This is a genomic window from Phocoenobacter atlanticus subsp. cyclopteri (assembly GCF_018343795.1).
GTDB lineage: Bacteria > Pseudomonadota > Gammaproteobacteria > Enterobacterales > Pasteurellaceae > Phocoenobacter > Phocoenobacter atlanticus.
The window spans coordinates 1-18611 of record NZ_CP074346.1 but is presented as its reverse complement, the minus strand read 5'-3'; the positions used below and the strand labels follow the sequence as shown (position 1 = coordinate 18611).

16 protein-coding genes, 1 pseudogene and 1 riboswitch are annotated in these 18611 nt (G+C 33.8%); of the genes and pseudogenes, 6 read left to right on the top strand and 11 right to left on the bottom strand.

What is annotated here, in order from left to right:
• Positions 1-4: 4 nt before the first annotated feature.
• The 5 genes from KGI96_RS00085 to pyk all read right to left on the bottom strand — a co-directional run bounded on the left by KGI96_RS00085 (position 5) and on the right by pyk (position 6220).
• Complete coding sequence (locus tag KGI96_RS00085; RefSeq protein WP_211598011.1) at positions 5-1831, bottom strand: BglG family transcription antiterminator; 1827 nt, start codon at positions 1829-1831, stop codon at positions 5-7.
• A gap of 299 nt (positions 1832-2130) precedes the next feature.
• The gene (trxA, locus tag KGI96_RS00080) at positions 2131-2454 is read right to left on the bottom strand and encodes a thioredoxin (protein ID WP_211598010.1); all 324 of its coding nucleotides are present in this window, start codon (positions 2452-2454) and stop codon (positions 2131-2133) included.
• A gap of 112 nt (positions 2455-2566) precedes the next feature.
• Positions 2567-3688 carry a bifunctional chorismate mutase/prephenate dehydrogenase gene (gene tyrA, locus KGI96_RS00075; RefSeq protein WP_211598105.1) on the bottom strand — a complete coding sequence of 374 codons (1122 nt, stop codon included), beginning with the start codon at positions 3686-3688 and terminating at the stop codon, positions 2567-2569.
• Positions 3688-4719 (bottom strand): glycosyltransferase family 9 protein, encoded by a 1032-nt coding sequence (locus KGI96_RS00070; RefSeq protein ID WP_211598009.1) that lies wholly within the window; start codon positions 4717-4719, stop codon positions 3688-3690. The genes tyrA and KGI96_RS00070 overlap by 1 nt, the downstream gene beginning before the upstream one ends.
• Positions 4720-4777: 58 nt before the next feature.
• Positions 4778-6220, bottom strand: coding sequence for a pyruvate kinase (pyk, locus tag KGI96_RS00065; protein WP_211598008.1), 1443 nt, complete (start codon positions 6218-6220; stop codon positions 4778-4780).
• Positions 6221-6346: 126 nt separating this feature from the next.
• Here pyk and sixA point away from each other — a divergent pair, with 126 nt between their 5' ends.
• Together sixA and rlmKL are read left to right on the top strand one after the other, a co-directional pair.
• Positions 6347-6832, top strand: a complete 486-nt coding sequence (gene sixA, locus KGI96_RS00060) for a phosphohistidine phosphatase SixA (RefSeq protein WP_211598007.1) — start codon at positions 6347-6349, stop codon at positions 6830-6832.
• Between the two features lie 100 nt (positions 6833-6932).
• A complete protein-coding gene (gene rlmKL / locus KGI96_RS00055) occupies positions 6933-9083 on the top strand; it encodes a bifunctional 23S rRNA (guanine(2069)-N(7))-methyltransferase RlmK/23S rRNA (guanine(2445)-N(2))-methyltransferase RlmL (protein ID WP_211598006.1) in 2151 nt (716 codons plus the stop codon).
• Between the two features lie 221 nt (positions 9084-9304).
• Here the strand turns inward: rlmKL and KGI96_RS00050 are convergent, their stop codons facing one another.
• The 4 genes and pseudogenes from KGI96_RS00050 to rsmC all read right to left on the bottom strand — a co-directional run bounded on the left by KGI96_RS00050 (position 9305) and on the right by rsmC (position 15044).
• Positions 9305-10831, bottom strand: a complete 1527-nt coding sequence (locus tag KGI96_RS00050; RefSeq protein WP_211598005.1) for a Na+/H+ antiporter NhaC family protein — start codon at positions 10829-10831, stop codon at positions 9305-9307.
• A 101-nt stretch (positions 10832-10932) separates the two neighbouring features.
• A riboswitch (Lysine riboswitch) is annotated at positions 10933-11111 on the bottom strand.
• A 109-nt stretch (positions 11112-11220) separates the two neighbouring features.
• Positions 11221-11820: pseudogene (locus KGI96_RS00045) on the bottom strand (IS256 family transposase); the annotation flags it as partial.
• A gap of 151 nt (positions 11821-11971) precedes the next feature.
• Positions 11972-13945, bottom strand: coding sequence for a bifunctional 2',3'-cyclic-nucleotide 2'-phosphodiesterase/3'-nucleotidase (locus tag KGI96_RS00040; protein WP_370685831.1), 1974 nt, complete (start codon positions 13943-13945; stop codon positions 11972-11974).
• A 103-nt stretch (positions 13946-14048) separates the two neighbouring features.
• Complete coding sequence (gene rsmC, locus KGI96_RS00035) at positions 14049-15044, bottom strand: 16S rRNA (guanine(1207)-N(2))-methyltransferase RsmC (protein ID WP_211598003.1); 996 nt, start codon at positions 15042-15044, stop codon at positions 14049-14051.
• A 97-nt stretch (positions 15045-15141) separates the two neighbouring features.
• Between rsmC and KGI96_RS00030 the strand changes: the two genes are divergently transcribed.
• Positions 15142-15552, top strand: coding sequence for a DNA polymerase III subunit psi (locus KGI96_RS00030; protein WP_211598002.1), 411 nt, complete (start codon positions 15142-15144; stop codon positions 15550-15552).
• A gap of 2 nt (positions 15553-15554) precedes the next feature.
• Complete coding sequence (rimI, locus tag KGI96_RS00025; protein WP_211598001.1) at positions 15555-15992, top strand: ribosomal protein S18-alanine N-acetyltransferase; 438 nt, start codon at positions 15555-15557, stop codon at positions 15990-15992.
• A 4-nt stretch (positions 15993-15996) separates the two neighbouring features.
• Here rimI and KGI96_RS00020 read toward each other — a convergent pair whose 3' ends face one another.
• Together KGI96_RS00020 and KGI96_RS00015 are read right to left on the bottom strand one after the other, a co-directional pair.
• Positions 15997-16881 carry an NAD(+) kinase gene (locus KGI96_RS00020; protein ID WP_211598000.1) on the bottom strand — a complete coding sequence of 295 codons (885 nt, stop codon included), beginning with the start codon at positions 16879-16881 and terminating at the stop codon, positions 15997-15999.
• Between the two features lie 149 nt (positions 16882-17030).
• Positions 17031-17240, bottom strand: coding sequence for a hypothetical protein (locus KGI96_RS00015; RefSeq protein ID WP_211597999.1), 210 nt, complete (start codon positions 17238-17240; stop codon positions 17031-17033).
• 199 nt (positions 17241-17439) lie between these two features.
• Between KGI96_RS00015 and grpE the strand changes: the two genes are divergently transcribed.
• Positions 17440-18045 carry a nucleotide exchange factor GrpE gene (gene grpE / locus KGI96_RS00010; protein WP_211597998.1) on the top strand — a complete coding sequence of 202 codons (606 nt, stop codon included), beginning with the start codon at positions 17440-17442 and terminating at the stop codon, positions 18043-18045.
• Between the two features lie 70 nt (positions 18046-18115).
• Positions 18116-18568 (top strand): DUF441 domain-containing protein, encoded by a 453-nt coding sequence (locus KGI96_RS00005; protein WP_211597997.1) that lies wholly within the window; start codon positions 18116-18118, stop codon positions 18566-18568.
• Positions 18569-18611 lie beyond the last annotated feature (43 nt).

The following is an 18611-nucleotide window of genomic DNA, read 5'->3' as shown; positions in this document are numbered from 1 at the left end:
ACTCCTAAATATTTTCAAAAGTTTCTAATAAATGAATGACATCTTCATAGTTATGTGTGGAACAGACTGCATCAATCATTGCTCGATCGTTGGTCAATTCCCCAAAAATCTTAAAAATTGGTTCGTTACTATTTTCTTCATTGTTTAACAATAGGAAAAAAATAATGCGTACCGCATTGTCATTCCATACGACAGGCTTTTTTAGCTGAACTAATGCTAATAAATTAACACCAGATAGAGGTTTCATTAAATGAGGAATGGCAATATCAGGGCAAAGTTCAGTCATTCCTAACTGTTCTCGCTCTAAAAACTTCTCTTTGATATTTTGTGGTACACCACAGTATTGACTCATTACTTGGCTCACACTCTCTATAATTTGTTCTTTTTTAATGGGCTTATCAAATGAAAAAAAGAGTTGCGGAGGTAAAATTTCACGCCAATTTATATTGCCGTAAACCCAAGAACGAATTTTCTCAATTTCTTTATTATCTAAAAAATAATTAATTTTATGCACCTTTTTACTTAAAGGTTGCTCTATTTCTACCAAAGAAAATACAGTATCTATTTCCGTTAAATCTCTTGTTAAAAGCTCCGCTATAGAGCAATGCTCAATAATGGCATTATCAAAAATATTATTAAATTGATGAGCTAAAAACTTGGAGAGAGAGCGTCCAGCAGGGCAAGCAATCAGTAAGCGTTTTGTGGTGACTTCTTGATGTGCCATTGATAAAATTACCGCTAGATAACCAATCTCCTCTTCACTTAACTTTTTGCCATAATGACGCTCAATAATATTTGCACCCAAACGAGCAGCACCAAATTCTAGAGGTCTTTTTTGCTTAATTTCACCCAAGAATGGGTTATATAATGGTAAATAAAAGCGTAAACGAATAATTAGACTAGATAAATGAATATATAGATTTTGATAAAGTTTCTCTTTATTACTTAATTTCAAAGGATAAGCGGTTTGTAAATAGTGTAGAATTTCCTCAATAAGCCATTCTATTTGTGGATTCTTTTCTAAATGAGCAAAGGACATTTCTTCCAAACTTAAAAAGTTTAAGGTGATAAAATCTAAATCTGCATCACTTAAATAAGCAGGAAAAAACTTTTCACACATTTTGACCATCAGCGTACGTTTTTGAGTAAAGAATGCAGACTTTTCTACTTCTATGGAATCTAAAGTGAAACCCGCAACACTACGTTTTAGACAGACTAAGATACTGGTAATCAGTTTAGAAAAACACCAATCAGAAATTTTAATACCTTGCTCTCTCATAAATTGAAAAATAGGTACAAGATCTGATTCAGGAAATAAAAAATCATCAAAACGCCGTAGAGGTAAATCACGTACCACCAAATCAATCATTAAATTACGGCGATCAAATTCTTTTCCTTGAATTTGAATACCGTGATGTGGACGGCGAACAAGTTTAAGATGATGTTGGTTAATTTGTTGCTCAATACTAGGGAGATAGCGAGAAAGTGTTTTTTCACTGACAAAAATTTGAGTTGCAAAATCCTCTAGTTTATAAAACCCTTCTGCACTTAATAGTAGAGCCAATAATTTAGCACGGCGATTTTCATTGATATTGAGTGATGAATTTAGTGTAGAAAACAGTAGAGATGGTTTAACCAAGTTTCCGTTTAAGCAATATCCTTTACGTGGTTTTGCAATAATTTCTAATGGATAGTTTTCTAAAATAGAGGCGAGATCTGCCATTTTATTACGAACACTACGATCACAAATGCCCAATTGAACTCCAATTTCCTTCGCACTGTGGTAATTTTTATCACTTAATATTTGATAAATTTCTTGTAAATATGCCATCGTCCACCTCTTATTTATTCTTTTATTATTAACAATAAAAGAATAATTTCCACCACCTTTTTTTCCACATTATTATTACATTTTTATCAAAATATCAAATTGGATATTGATCGTAAATAAATTTTATTTTGGCTAGACTAAAAATTTTGGTATTACAACTAAGAAGGGACTATTTTTTACATATCTTTTTTCTAATATGCTTATTAGAACAATGGTCTAGACAAATACCTAAACCATTGAAAAAGTGCTATCTATAATAGAGGGTTTACGACTCTTTTAACGTTATTCAGTCATCAAATTTAAAGCACTTGCTCTACAAATTTTGCTAATTGTGCCTTTGGTAAAGCACCCACTTGTTGTGCAACAACTTCACCGTTTTTAAATAATAATAAAAATGGAATGCTACGTACACCAAATTGCATTGGAGTTGTTTTATTCTCATCAACATTCATTTTAACGATCTTAACTTTACCTGCAAATTCTTCTGATAGCTCTTCTAATAATGAACCAATCGCACGACAAGGTCCACACCAAGGTGCCCAAAAATCTAATAATACTGGAACTTCTGATTTTAAAACATCTTGTTCAAATGTTGCATCATTTGTTTGAATTAAATTACTCATAATTTTTCTTTCCTTATGTTAATAAATATAAAACATCTCTAAATTAAGATGTGTGGGGTACAAGATAAAATGTTCTCTGCAAAATTGCAATAGTTGTTAACTATTATATTGATTACTTTCTGTAATCATTTGCTTGTTGCAATAAAGCACTACTTTCTTTCAAAAACTGATCAGAATAATCACCAAACCATTGATGTACTTTTTCAAAAGCATCAACAAAACCTTGTTTATCTTGCGTTTCAAAATATGCAAAACACTGTTGAAAACTCTCTTCAAGAGACTTTATAACGATTAAATTCTCAGGCTTATCCGCAATGATATCTGCATATAATTCAGCATCTTGTGCAAATAGTCGCCCAATCATTGCTAATTCTAAACGGTAAATAGGCGAAGATAAGGCTAATAATTGGGATAATTTTATTGGTTGTTGTGATAAATGAAAACCTGCTACAAAAGTTGAAAAGTGGCGTAATGCTTGAATATATGTCATTGTATGATCGTGATCTTTTGCATCAATAAATTCAATTTTTGCACCCCAAATTTGTATTTGTTCTAACAACCATTGATAGCTTTCACTTAATCTACCGTCACAGCAAGCGATAACTTGTTTTGCAAAACTTGTAATATCACTTCCAAACATAGGGTGTAAACCAACCACTGCTCCATTATGAATTTCAAGCATTTTCTCTACAGGTTTTGCTTTTACAGATGTGAGATCAGCTAAAATCATATTTGACGTTAAATAAGGTTGTAATGCTTCAATCACATTAAGGGTATGTGCAATTGGCACAGAAACAATCACAACATCTGCATTCGCTAGTATTATTGTTGCATTATGCCAATCTTCTTTATCTAAAATCTCCACTTTATAACCAGAATAATCAAAATAACGAGCAAACAGTCCTCCCAATTTTCCTTTACCACCAACAATCACTATTTTTTTGATATTAGGATTAACTGTTTTAAAACCGTGATGGTGTTCATTAGCATAAGACTCTCGCATCAAACGACGCAATACATCTTCTATTAAGGTAGCTGGGACACCTTGTTTTTCAGCCTCAGTTCGACGAGCTAAAATCATTTGATCTTCACGCTCTGGATCATAAACTGGCAATCCATATTCTGATTTTATTTTACCTACGTCTTCCACAAGCTTTAAACGTTGTGAAAATAACTCAACTAATTGTTGATCAATATCATCAATTTTATTTCTAATTGGATCGAGTGGATTTATCATTTTATTTCTAAGATTTTAATCAATTTTTGTTTGACTTGCTCAACAGTTATTCTTTCCATTAGATTTTTACCCTTTGCTTTGGTAGCCCAAGGAAGTGCTGTCCAAGGTTTTCCATAACTTTCCAAAACTGCATCATCATAAACAGAAATCACTTTATCAAGATCATTATAAGGACCTGTTCTTCTTGGATTATGTATTGCGTATAAACCAATAATAGGGGTATTTTGTGTTGTTGCAAGATGAGCAGGTCCCGAATCAGAAGATAATACGAGATCAACTTGTGAAATTAATGCAGTAAGTTGCTGTAAATTTGTTTTCCCTGCAAGATTAATACATTTAGGGGCTAATTCGTGAATTTTGGCAGCAGTATTTAATTCATATATTGCAGACGAACCTGCAAGAATAACATTCATTCCTTTTTCTATTAAATATTGCGTAATTTGAGCATAATTTTCAGGAGACCAATCTTTTTCTTTTTTACTAGAACAAGGGGCGATTAAAACATTTTTTGTTTTTTTATCTATAAATTGTGCAGTAAATTCAATGTCTATTGGTAAAATACCAAGATCCCAAGTGGGGGTTAAATCTGTAACTCCCAGAGCTTGTGCAAACATCATTTGACCATCTAATACGTGAGGGGAAGTGGTTTGTTTTACTTTACAATTTGTAAAAAATTGTTGCCCTTCTCTGGCTCTATCTTTATTAAACCCCATTTTTGTATTTGCTTTAATACCCAAAGATAAAATGGATGTTCTAAATGCAGTTTGCATATTTAGTAAAACATCAAATTTTTGTGTTTTTAATTGTTTCCACAAAGAAAAAAAACCTTTCCAGCCTTGCTGTTTGTCAAATGAAATCAGTGTAACATTAGGAATGTTTTTCATTAGTTTAGCTTCAGTCTTACCTATAATCCAACTAATTTTATAATCTGGATAAGATCGCTGAATTGCCTGAATAACGGCTAATGTATGACAAACATCACCAATTGCAGATAACCTTAGAACACAAATAGAAAGGGGTTTATTCATTGTTTTACCTATAAAAAAAATCCACGTCGCAACGTGGATTTTATTGAATCTCTGTAAATTATTCCACTGTTAGAATACGAGTTGTATTGGTTGTGCCAGTTTTTTGCTCATCACCATGTGTTAATAACACAATATCACCACTCATTAAACTACCGCTCTCTTTTAACAATTGAATGGCTTTTCTCGCCCCTTCAATTGTACGGCTATCTTCTTCAAATAGCACAGGAGTGACACCACGATATAATGCACAACGGCTTAATGCTTTGTCATTACGAGAAAGTGCAAAAATAGGTAATCCAGAACTAATTCGACTCATTAAACGAGCAGTATTGCCAGAACTTGTTAAAGCAATAATTGCTGAAACACCTTCCATATGATTAGCGGCATACATTGCAGACATTGCTACTGCTTCTTCTGAATCGTCAAATGTACGATCTAAACGATGTTTAGAGTTATTTACATTTGGCATTTTTTCAGCACCAACACATACTTCAGCCATTGCTTTAACCGTTTCAGCTGGATATTGACCTGCTGCTGTTTCACCTGAAAGCATTACCGCATCGGTACCATCTAATACCGCATTTGCGACATCCATTACTTCCGCACGTGTTGGCATAGGGCTATTAATCATCGATTCCATCATTTGTGTTGCAGTAATAACAACACGATTTAATTGACGTGAACGTTTAATTAAACGTTTTTGAACACCTACTAATTCAGCATCACCAATTTCAACACCCAAATCTCCACGAGCAACCATCACCACATCAGAAGCATTAATAATATCATCCATTGCTTCTTGCGTTGCAACCGTTTCTGCACGCTCAACTTTTGCGACAATTTTTACATCATCTAAACCCGCTTCTTTTGCAAGTTCACGAGCATAATTTAAATCAGCACTTGAACGAGGGAAAGAAACAGCTAAATAGTCCACACCAATCTGTGCAGCAAGTTTTATATCTGCTTTATCTTTTTCAGTTAACGCATCCGCAGATAATCCACCACCTAATTTATTAATACCTTTATTATTTGAAAGTGGTCCACCAACAGTAACCTCTGTATGCACTTTTGCACCTTCGGTAGAAATTACTTTTAACTGAACTCTACCATCATCTAATAATAAAATATCACCAGGAACGACATCTGATGGTAATTTTTTATAATCTAAGCCTATTGCATGTTTTGTTCCTTCTCCTCTTGGAAGATCGGCATCTAACACAAACTTATCACCAATATTTAAGAAAACTTTTCCATCTTTAAATGTTGACACTCGAATTTTAGGTCCTTGTAAATCACCTAAGATTGCAATGTGTTTACCTAATTTTGCTGCAATTTCACGAACTTTATTTGCACGATCAATATGATCATCAGGTGTGCCGTGTGAGAAATTCATTCGAACCATATTTGCACCAGCCACAATGATTTTCTCTAAATTATTACCACGCTCAGTTGCAGGCCCCATTGTACAAACAATTTTGGTTCTTCTTATCTTTCTAAACATCTATTTACTCCATACTTTTATATAATTTATTTAAATTCTAAATTCTTTTTGTAGTTGCATCTACATAAAACGAGAGGCATTATACACCTAATTTTAATCAGTTTATAGATAAATAAGAGGAAAAATATGAATATTTGGATTATGCGACACGGTGAAGCGGCTTTTAACGCAACAATGGATAATCAACGTAGTTTAACTGAATATGGAAAAACAACCACTTTCCAACAAGGTCAATGGTTAGCTAAACGTTTAATTATTCAAAATGATCAATTAGATCATATCCTTGTTAGTCCTTATTTGCGAGCTCAACAAACTTGGCAAGAGGTACAAAAAGGATTTCAAGCGGTCACTTCTGATCAACTTTTTACAAATGTTGAAACTTGGAATGGAATTACCCCTGCTGGACACCCTCAAACAGTACTGGATTATATGAGAGTACTACGTGAAAATAATGTAAAAAATTTACTTATTGTCTCTCATTTACCACTGGTCTATGAACTCGTATCAGCCCTAACACAACACCAATCCTCTGTTCATTTTTATCCTGCTGTTATTGCAGAAATTGATTGGACAATTGATTGTGGGAAATTGATTACATCAGAAAGACCATAAAAAACTCAATAAAATAATTAAGCATCAATACAAAGATTAGTACAAAGTCTATTGTTGCCCTGCTATACTATCCCCTATTCTTTTTATTGATGATACAAAAATGACTAAACAAACGACTTATTTCGCCACCACAGCACGTGGCTTTGAAGAGATGCTGAAAACTGAACTTACCCAACTTGGTACAGATGATTGCCCAATTGAGTGCAAAATTGCACAGGGTGGAGTACATTTTACGACAAGTCAAAAAGGGGTCTATAAGGCATTACTTTATACCCGTTTGGCGTCTCGTATTTTATTGCCTTTAACACAAGCCAAAATTTTTGATGAAATTGACCTTTATACCACGGTGGTGGCTTATCCTTGGGAAAATATTTTTGATGAGAGAGACAGTATTTTTATTGATTTTAATGGTACTAATGATGAAATCCGTCATTCTCAATTTGGTGCGATGCGTATTAAAGATGGTATTGTCGATCACTTTGAACATAAGGGGTTAAATCGCCCAAGTGTAGATAAAGAACAGCCTGATATTCGTATTCACGCCTATTTAAATCGTGAAGATATTATTCTTTCCTTAGATTTAAGTGGCGATGCGTTGCATTTAAGAAATTACCGTACCGACACAGGTAAAGCACCTCTACGTGAAACCTTGGCATCTGTCATTGTTATGCGTTCTGGTTGGCAAAAAAAGACACCGTTGGTGGATCCTATGTGTGGAGCAGGAACCTTGTTAATTGAAGCCGCTCAGATGATGTGTAATATTCCAGCTCAAATCAATCGTTTACGTTGGGGATTTGATAGTTGGAAAGGTCATCAACCTGCGGTGTGGCAAGTGGTCACTTCTGAAGCAAAATCTGCAATTTTATCTTTCGATGATATTCAGTTTTATGGATTTGATCTTGATCGTCGAGTTATTGAAAAAGCCAAACAAAACGCTGTAAATGCAGGGGTGGGACATCTTATTCAGTTTAAATTTGGCGATGTGGCAGCACTTAAAAATCCAGTAGAAGACAAAAAAGGAACGGTTATTTGTAACCCGCCTTATGGGGAACGTTTAGGCACAGCCCCTGAATTAATCGCCCTTTATACGGTTTTTGGTCAGCGTTTAAAACAGCACTTTGCGGGCTGGAATGTGTCTATTTTTAGTAGTGAAGCGGATTTATTAAACTGCTTACGTTTACGCTCACACCGTCAATTTAAAGCAAAAAATGGTCCTTTGGACTGTATTCAAAAAAATTATTTGTTAAGTGATCGCAAACGTGAAGAAAGCGAAATTGAGCAACTGAAATTTGATGCGGATGCCCAACTTGCGCCTGATTTTGCGAACCGTTTAAAGAAAAATATTAAAAAAATTGATAAATGGGCAACACAGCAGGGTTTAGACTGTTATCGTTTATATGATGCGGATTTACCTGAGTATAATCTTGCCGTGGATCGTTATGGTGATCATATTGTGGTGCAAGAATATGCGGCACCCAAAACCATTGATGAGCAAAAAGCCCGTCAGCGTTTATTAGATGCAGTCGCTGCTACTCTTTCAGTCACAGGGATTGAGACCAATAAATTGGTGTTGAAAGTCCGTCAAAAGCAAAAAGGCACCAATCAATATGAAAAATTAGCCAACAAAGGCGAATATTTTCACGTAACGGAATACGGTGCAAAACTATGGGTAAATTTAACGGATTACCTTGATACAGGTTTATTCTTAGATCATCGTTTAACACGAAAAATGGTCGGTGAAATGGCAAAAGGAAAAACCTTTTTGAATTTATTTGCTTACACAGGTTCTGCCACTATTCACGCTGCCCTACAGGGGGCAAAAGCGACAACGACCGTTGATATGTCAAATACCTATTTGAACTGGGCTGAACAGAATTTAGATTTAAATGATTGTGATCTACGTAATCATCGTTTAATTCAAGCAGATTGTTTGCAATGGTTAAGTGAATGTCGTGAACGTTTTGAAGTGATCTTTGTTGATCCGCCAACCTTCTCAAATTCTAAACGAATGGAAGACAGTTGGGATGTTCAGCGTGATCATTTAGAGTTATTTAAAAAACTAAAACGTATTTTAACCAAAGATGGCACAATTATTTTCTCAAATAATAAACGTAATTTTAAAATGGATTTAGAGGGTTTAACTGAGCTGGGTTTAGTGGCTGAAAATATTACGGAACAAACTATTCCATTAGATTTTGAACGTAATAAACATATTCACAATTGTTGGATTGTGAGAAATGTTGAGGGTTAAATGCTGATATTTGAGGTCGAGTATATGCCCTGTCTCAAATATCAATAAGTTAATCATATTGCTTTAGCATAAATACAGATATTGTGTAAAATTATAACACATTGATTTTGAATTATATTTATAGAGGCGTAGTATATAAACTACGCCTCTATGCTAGATATCTAATTTGCAAATTTTAACCATTATCTACCCGCCTAAAATATTCAAAAATAGTGAATATATTAACTGGCTTTCTTTTTAAAAATTAAAATCAGTGCAGTAAAGACCACTGCAGTAACAACAAAACCAGCAAGCATCGAGCCACTAAATCCTAATGCTAAATAACCTAAGGTTGTCGCAACTGCGACTAACATTGCATAAGGAAGCTGTGATGTAACGTGATCGATATGATTACACTGTGCACCTGTTGAAGATAAAATCGTCGTATCTGAAATTGGAGAGCAATGATCACCACATACTGCTCCTGCCATTACTGCGGATAAGCAAGGTAAAATTAATGTAGGATCTGCATTTGCTGCCATTGATGCTGCAATTGGGAGCATAATACCGAAAGTTCCCCAACTGGTTCCTGTTGAAAATGCCATTCCAGCAGCTAAAATAAATAAAATTGCAGGTAAAAAGCCTGAGTGAATATTCCCGACCACTAATGTTGACAGATATTTTCCTGTTTGCATATCTCCTACTACACCATTAATTGTCCACGCAAAGCAGAGAATAAGAATAGCACCTAGCATTGATTTTGCACCAATACCCCAAGATTTAGTATATTCTGAAAGGTTAAATCTACCATCAATGATAAGACAAAGTGTCGCTACAATGAGTGACATCACGCCACCCACAACTAATGATATTCCTACCGTTGTATTTTCAAAAGCACCTAAGATACTGAATGCTTTACCATCACTAGCGAGAGCTTCATAACCCGTATAAATCATCATTGTTACTGTTGCTAAAATAAGTGTTATAATGGGCAATAATAAATTACGCACCTTTCCTTCTTCTATTAAAGACTCTTCTTCAACCACTTCTCTATTCATTGCTTCTTTTTCAAAACGTGCCATTGATGCGATATCAAAAGAAAAGTAAGAGACGACAAATACCATAATCATAGAAAAAATAGCATAAAAGTTCATTGCACTCATTGTCATAAATGCACCAAGTGGTGAATATTGTGTAATTGAATGAGTGGCTAATAATCCTGCCACTAAGGTAATAATGTATGCTCCCCAGCTAGAAATAGGCATTAATACACACATTGGTGCAGCGGTCGAGTCAAGAATATAAGCAAGTTTGGCTCGAGAAACTTTGAATTTATCGGTAACAGGACGTGCAATGGCACCCACTGCTAAACTATGAAAATAGTCATCAATAAAGGTAAAAAAGACCAAGCTAGCAGCCATTAATTTTGCACCACGTCTTCCTTTTATTCTTTTTTGTGCCCAATTAGCAAATGCTTGGTTACTGCCTGAAATACTTAATAATGTGGTTAATACTCCTAATAAAACAAGGAATAGTAGAATATTTACACTACCAGAATTAAGTCCTCCATCAGTGTAAACCAATGAAATAAAACTATCTTTTATATAAATTAAGCTATTTAAAATATTACCATCAGCGAGCATAAACGCACCGACAATAATCCCAATACTTAAAGATAGAATTACTTTACGAGTAAAAATAGCCAATAGTAGTGCCAATAATGCGGGTACTAATGACCATATAGAATGGGAATAATCAATTAAGTTCATAAAATCCTCTGTGTTGTGTTTACAAGAAGATCGAACAAAAAGTAGAAGGAAAAAAATTGCTAGAGATGAAGAATTTAATCAATTTAGAACAGATTTTACTCTTAACTAGTAGCACTCCATCATTCTTATATAAGAAATGATGACAGTGTTATCCCTTTCGGAAATAACCCCAACCAATTAAAGTGACCTTTAATTGATTTCGGCAAATACACCTTTCTTCTATCTTCAACGTTATCCACTCAAATAGAATACTCTTTGTATTCGCACCTCTACGATCTGTAAGATCAAAGCTAGATTACATTAATAACATTATTTTGACAAGTGCTAAAATAAATTTTTTAACTCCTCAGATCAGGGTAAAATCATACTTGAATAATAATTAACCAAACATAAGTTGTTCTCTTATTGATGACTTTGCGAATAACACTATTTACAGACTCAATAGCATTGGTCGTATAAATGGCTTTTCTTATATCCTCAGAGTAGTTAAACAAGGTATTCAGGTTATCCCAGTGTTTATACCAAGACCGAGATATTTGCGGATATTTATCATCATAAGTATTCGCAAAATTCTCTAATTCCTGCAAGGCTTCATCTTCTGTCACAGATTGATAAATTTTCTTTAAGTCTCGAGCAACTGCTTTATAATCCTTATAAGGCACATATTTCATAGAATTACGCATCATATGGACGATACAAAGCTGGATTTTGGTTTTTGGATAAACAGCATTAATCGCATCAGGAAAGCCCGTTAAACCATCTACACAAGCAATAAGGATATCTTTCACACCTCTATTTTGTAATTCAGTCAGCACCCCTAACCAAACTTTAGCCCCTTCATTTTCAGATATCCACAAGCCTAAAAGCTCCTTTTGTCCTTGCATATTAATGCCTAAGGCGAGGTAAATAGCCTTGTTAATCACACGTTTATCTTGACGGACTTTAACAACGATGCAGTCCAAATAAACGATAGGATAGACATCATCAAGCAACTGTGTTCTAACTTAAAAATATTTTGGTTTCTCATTTTCTATATATAAATATAGCGAGTAGATCAAATCGAAAATTTACAAATTTCATATATAGACAGGTAGACAGGGCATACCCTGTCTCTGCGATATATTTTACTAATATTAAAATTTATTTTTCACGACTTAAATCAATGTAATAACGAGCAAAACCATTTTCATCAACCCCCATTGCTTTCATTGGGTAGCGACTATTTGTTTCCACAAATTTTTTCGCTTTTTCACTTGGTGAGGTTTCTACCATTAATTTTAAATCGGGTGAATTAATAAGTTTAAAGTGCCAGTTATTATCTGCTGATGGTGAAATCTGTCCTTTTTCTTTTGAAACTCGACGAATATAATCAGCAACTATACTACGGTTCTCATCTGGTGATGAGAAAGCCAGATGCGCTTTATCCGTTCCTGCAAACTTACCACCGTAAGCTCGATAATTATTTGTAGCAATTAAAAATTCTTGAGTTGGTTTGATTGCTTTGCCTTTATAAGTGAGATTGACAATACGTTCTGCTTTCGGATTTTGTAATTGACAATTGCCGTTATAACGTTTTGGTTGAGTGACATCAATTTGATAATTAACACCATCAATGACATCAAAGTTATAACTTCTAAAACCATCGTAATCTAATAAGGCTTGCTCATTTTTATTTGTTGGCTCAATTTGATTAAACATCCCTGCTGAACATTCCAACCACTCTTTTAGCTCTTGACCATTAATTTTTAATGCTACTAATGTATTTGGATAAAGATATAAATCTGCCGCATTTCTAAAGGTTAATTTACCCGCTTCAACTTCAGTATAATTAGTTGGATCGTTTTTACGTCCTCCAGTTTTAAATGGCGCAGCCGCAGATAACACAGGAATATTCGCTAAATTTGGGTCACCTTGTACAAAGCGTTCTACATAATCTTTTTGTGCTAAATTGACAATTTGTATTGTCGGATCATCTTGTACTAATGCTAAGAATGAATACATTGGTGCATCAGATTTACCCATTGGTTGATTAACAAAATCACGAGTACCTTTATGATCTTCTTTGATTACGTCACGTAAATGTTGCTCACCTTCAACCAGTGCTTTACGCTCTTTTTTATTCCAAATTGCACGGGTTTGTGCTTGTCCATCTGTTACTGTCCATTTACCTGAATCATTAGAAAGCGTTAAATCAATTACTCCAATATGACTTCCCCAACGACCCGGCATTACAGCAGGGATACCATTAATTGTTCCTTTTTTAATATCTGCTTTTTTTGTATCTGCATAGTCTTTACTTGGAAAAACAGCATGAGAGTGTCCAAAAGCAATTGCATCAATCCCCTTAACATCTGCGAGATAAATAACAGAGTTTTCTGCAAAACGACTATATTTTTGAGATGAAATACCAGAGTGAGGAATAGCAACAATCAGATCTGCTCCTTTTTCTTTCATCTCTGGAACTAATTTCTCCGCTGTTTTTTTAATATCACCAACAGTCACCTTTCCTTCAAGATTTTTCTTATCCCAGATTAAGATTTGTGGAGGGACAAAACCTATATAACCAATTTTAATGATCTGTTCATTACCTTGCTGATCCTTAAATTTATGTTTTTTAATAATATAAGGAGTAAAAAAATGTTCCCCTGTTTTTGCATCAAAAACATTTGCACTTATATAAGGGAAATTTGCACCTTCAAGAGACTCTTTTAAAAATTCTAATCCATAATTAAATTCGTGATTACCAATATTAGCAACATCATAATTAAGTTCATTCATTACCTTATACACTGGGTGAATTGAACCTTTTTTAATACCAGTGGCAGCGACATAATCTCCCATTGGGCTACCTTGTAGTAAATCACCATTATCTACCAGCACACTATTTTGTACTTCACTGCGAGCCTGTTTGATTAAAGACGCTGCACGCACCAAACCTAAATCTGCCGTTGGTTTATCACGATAATAGTTATAATCCATTATATTGGTATGCAAATCAGTGGTTTCAATAATACGTAAATCTAAAGTTTCAGCACTTGCTGTACCAAACATTGCAAGGGTAATAAAAACCAATGGCTTTAAGGTTGTTTTCATTTTAGAACTCCTGTTGTACATACAAAATAAAGGGAGTGTGATTTTACGCTATTTAAAAATAAATTATTGAGAGCTAGATCACAAAATTTTGCTCAATTTAACGATAACTCTACAACTGTCTAAATTACATTCTAACCGAATAAACCTTAAATTTATTGGTTTTCGCTAATACTTTATGTGAACCAAAGAGGTTATCTAATAAATCAGCATAAGGTAAATGGCTATTTGCAACAATTCGCAATTCGCCACCACGATTAAGGTGTTTTTTTGCTTCTGTAATTAAGGTTTCAACTGCTGTATAAGCCGTATCTATCCCATCGTGAAAAGGGGGGTTAGAAACGATTAAATCAAAACGCTCTTCAATATGTGAAAAAACATTACTCGCCACAACATTACCCTCTAAATGATTTTCTTTTAAGGTACGTTCACTTGATTGCAGTGCCATTGCATGAATATCTGACATTGTGAGTTTTATTTTAGGAAATAGCTGCTTTAAATATGCCCCAATCACCCCTGCTCCACAACCTAAATCTAAGGTTTTACCTTTTACTTTGTCGTTTTTGTTAAAGGTAGAAAGCAATAATTTTGATCCCATATCTAATTCTGCTGAGCTAAATACTGCTGGTAACGTGAAAATGGTCAAATCAGCAATAGATAAGCGGTATGATTTCCAAAACTTTTTGCAATTAAAATCTGGTAACTGAGTTAATTCAAAATGATATAACCCACAACGACGAGCAGAATCAATTTTAGCAATATGCCCAAAGGGTGAAAGAATTTTTTCAACAGAGCGTACTCCACTGCGATTTTCTCCAATAATCAATAATTCTTGCCCCACTTGAGTGGTTGAAAGCCATTGCAATAACTGAAATTGACACTCTTGTTTATTTTTACTCCAGTAAAACACCCCTAAATCTGCTTGTTGATGGCATTCTATACCAAATTCTATATTCTTATTTTGAGTGACAAAATCAAAATAACTACTAAAAACAGCAATATTTTTAGCTTGTGAGCTTATTTGTTTTGCAAATTGATCTTGCATATATCCGAATAACAATATATTTTTATTTTCAAACAATTCTAAATGGCGTGATAATACTTCACTTTCACTTGATAGCATTTTATTTTCCTTTAATTTTTCATATTTATATAAATAATATTTCCCCATTGTACCGACTTTTGCTACCATTCCCCAATGATTTTTATGAGGAATTACAATGAACCGACGAGATCTACTATTACAAGAGATGAATATCACTCAATGGGTGTTAACAAAGCCACAAGTTTTAAAAGGTGATGCGAAAATTCGTCTTTCAAAAGAGGTGAAACTCATTGTAATATGTGAAAATGAATATCAACAAACAAGACTATTTCAAGATATTTTATTAAGTCTACAATTCTCAAAACAACAATATCAATGGGTAACTTTTGAACAATCGTTACGATTAAGTTTTGATCATCATCCTATTTTATGGATTATTCAAAATGAGAAACAAGCGGTCACATTAACTCAAAAATTTGCAAATTTAACAATTTGGAAAAATAGAAGTTGGCAAGATCTTGCTATTTCAATTAATAAACGTCAATTTTGGCAACAAATAGAACCTTTTTCACAACAAATAGTATAATTATGATTACGAATATTAAATCTCAAGATTTTGATCTTTTATTTGAAATTGAACAAAAGGCACACCCTGTTCCTTGGTCAAAAGGCACATTACTTAATAATCAAGGTGAGCGTTATTTAAATCTAAAACTAATCGAGGAAGATCAGATTGTTGGTTTTGCGATTTGTTATAAAACCTTAGATGAAGCCACATTATTTAATATTGCCGTTGATCCAGAATTTCAAGGGAAAGATTATGGTAAGCGGTTACTTAATTCATTAATTTTGCAATTAAAACAACAAGGTATTATTACTCTATGGTTAGAGGTAAGAGAAAGTAATCGAAAAGCAATTCAACTTTATCAACACTTAGATTTTGTTGAAGTGGATATTCGCAAAAACTATTATCCAACCCCTAATGGAGGCAAAGAAAATGCCATCGTAATGGCATTGTATCTATAAATTATTAGAATAATTTATTCAACCAACCTAATTTCGATCCTAATACAGAAAAATAGTTATAATCACTCAAGTGAAGCAGATGAATACGATCACTACTTTTTCTAACAATAATGCGATCATCTCTTGAAAAAGGCAGATAAACTTGACTATCACAACTTACCTGCAATTCATCTTGGTTATTTTCTGTAAAACGTAAGGAAATTTCACTGTCTCCATCAATGACCAAAGGACGAGCAGAAAGAGTGTGAGGGTACATTGGTACTAATGCCATTGCATCCATATTTGGGGTAAGTATAGGACCACCAACAGATAACGAATAAGCCGTTGATCCTGTTGGAGTGGCAATTATCATTCCATCAGAACGCTGTGAAAAAGCAAATTTTCCATCAATACACACTTCAAATTCCATTGTTTTCACAATTTGAGTAGGATTAATAACCACTTCATTCAATGCATTACCACTTTCAACAATTTTACCATTACGCTCAATATGGGCTTCTAATAAAAAACGTTCTTCAATAATAAATTCATCTCTCTCTAAACAACTATAAAGCTGCTCAAAAGCTGTTTGAGGAGTAATATCTGTTAAAAAACCAAAATTACCCCGATTAATACCAATAAGAGGAACTTGATATTTTGCCAATTCACGAGCAACGCCCAACATATTACCATCCCCCCCAATCACAATCACTAAATTAGCTTGTTGTCCAATTTCTTCAAGGGTTAAAGCTGAAGGTAAATTTAATTGTGTCGCAATACTCGTTTCAACAGAAACTTGATAATTACGGTCTTTAAGCCAATTATATACTGCCAAATGTGTTTCTAAAGCAGCATTACGACGAGGTTGCCCAACAATGGCGATATGGTGAAAGTTATGTTCCTTTCTCATTTTATACTCACTTAAATAATTTAAGAATTACTATAGACCTTAATGTATCAAAGTCTACAAAAAAAATCACCAGCAATTTTAAATAACTGGTGATTTATTCTTCTTTAACTTGATATCAAGTCTTCAATTAAAATAGTGTCACTAATGTTTCATAAATGAGCTGCATATTTAAGATAACCATAAATCGCTCCTCCTTGAATAGAGGTACTCCAGTTACCAGGATCCATATAACCCACAGTAACTAATGCCCAGACCTGAGAATCCCATAAGATTAGCAAAAAAACTTTTTTACGCTTTGGAATTGAGATTGTATTATTGATCTCTTCAAGACTTAAATGAAAATTATCATTTTTATACATCTTTATTCTCACCACAAGTAAGAATGAGAATCAATTGGGTTATTAAGTAGGAAAATTCTAAAGAGATTAGTAATTTATGTCAATAAAAAGTATAAAATAACGACAATAAAATACACTAAATTTTCAGTTTTGTCTTGAATTATTTAAATGTGTTACTATATTGCTTGTGTGTATTTAACTTTACTTTAAAGGATATAAAATGACGAATAAAACAGAAAATAATCAACCTGAACAAGAAATTGAAATCTCAGAAGATCTACAACAAGAAAACGAACAGATAGAAGAAAGTATTGAAATTCAAGATGAACCAAATTTAGGTATTGATGAATTAGCCATTGCACAAGCACGTATTGCTGAATTGGAAACTTATATTGCAGAAGCAAATAATCGTGAAAGAGATATCTTATTGCGAGCAAAAGCTGAAAATGAGAATACTCGTCGTCGTGCTGAACAAGATGTTGAAAAAGCCCATAAATTTGCTTTAGAAAAATTCTCAAAAGACTTATTAAACGTGGTTGATAATTTAGAGCGTGCATTAGAAACTTTAGAAGGTGTTGATGAAACTATTAAACCACTAATTGAAGGTGTTGAACTTACGCATAAAGAATTAACCTCTGTATTAAATCGCTACGGAGTACAAGCCTTTGGTGAAGTAGGAGAAGCTTTTAATCCTGAAATGCACCAAGCCATTTCACAAAAAGAAGCAGAAGGTATTGAAACAAACCATATTAGTATTGTATTGCAAAAAGGGTACAAATTAAATGAGCGAGTTATTCGTGATGCAATGGTAATGGTTGCACCTTAAATTTTCATCGTTATTCACTCCCTTTTTATTCGCTATAATAAAAAGGGAGTTTATTTTTAGAGGTTTTCAAATGTCCCTACAACTCAATGCCATTGCTCTCCTTTTAGCGATATTAATTTTTCTCGGATTATTTAGCCAAAATACTCCTGTTACCATTTCTGCAGCAGTTTTATTGATTATGCAACAAACCCTACTTTCTAAATATATTCCTTATGCGGATAAATATGGACTAAAAATAGGCATTATTATTTTAACGATCGGTGTATTAGCCCCTTTAGTTTCAGGTAGAATTGCCTTACCCCCACTTAATGAATTTTTAAATTTTAAAATGGCTGGAGCAATTATTGTAGGAGTTATTGTTGCATGGCTCGGTGGTCGTGGTATTCCATTGATGACACATAATCCACCACTTATTACAGGATTAATGATTGGAACAGTGTTGGGTGTTGCATTCTTTGGTGGAATTCCCGTAGGTCCGTTGATTGCTGCTGGGATTTTGTCTTTGGTTATTGGAAAAAGTTAATATTACAAGGGAAATTAAATTCAACAATGAAATGTAACGTTTT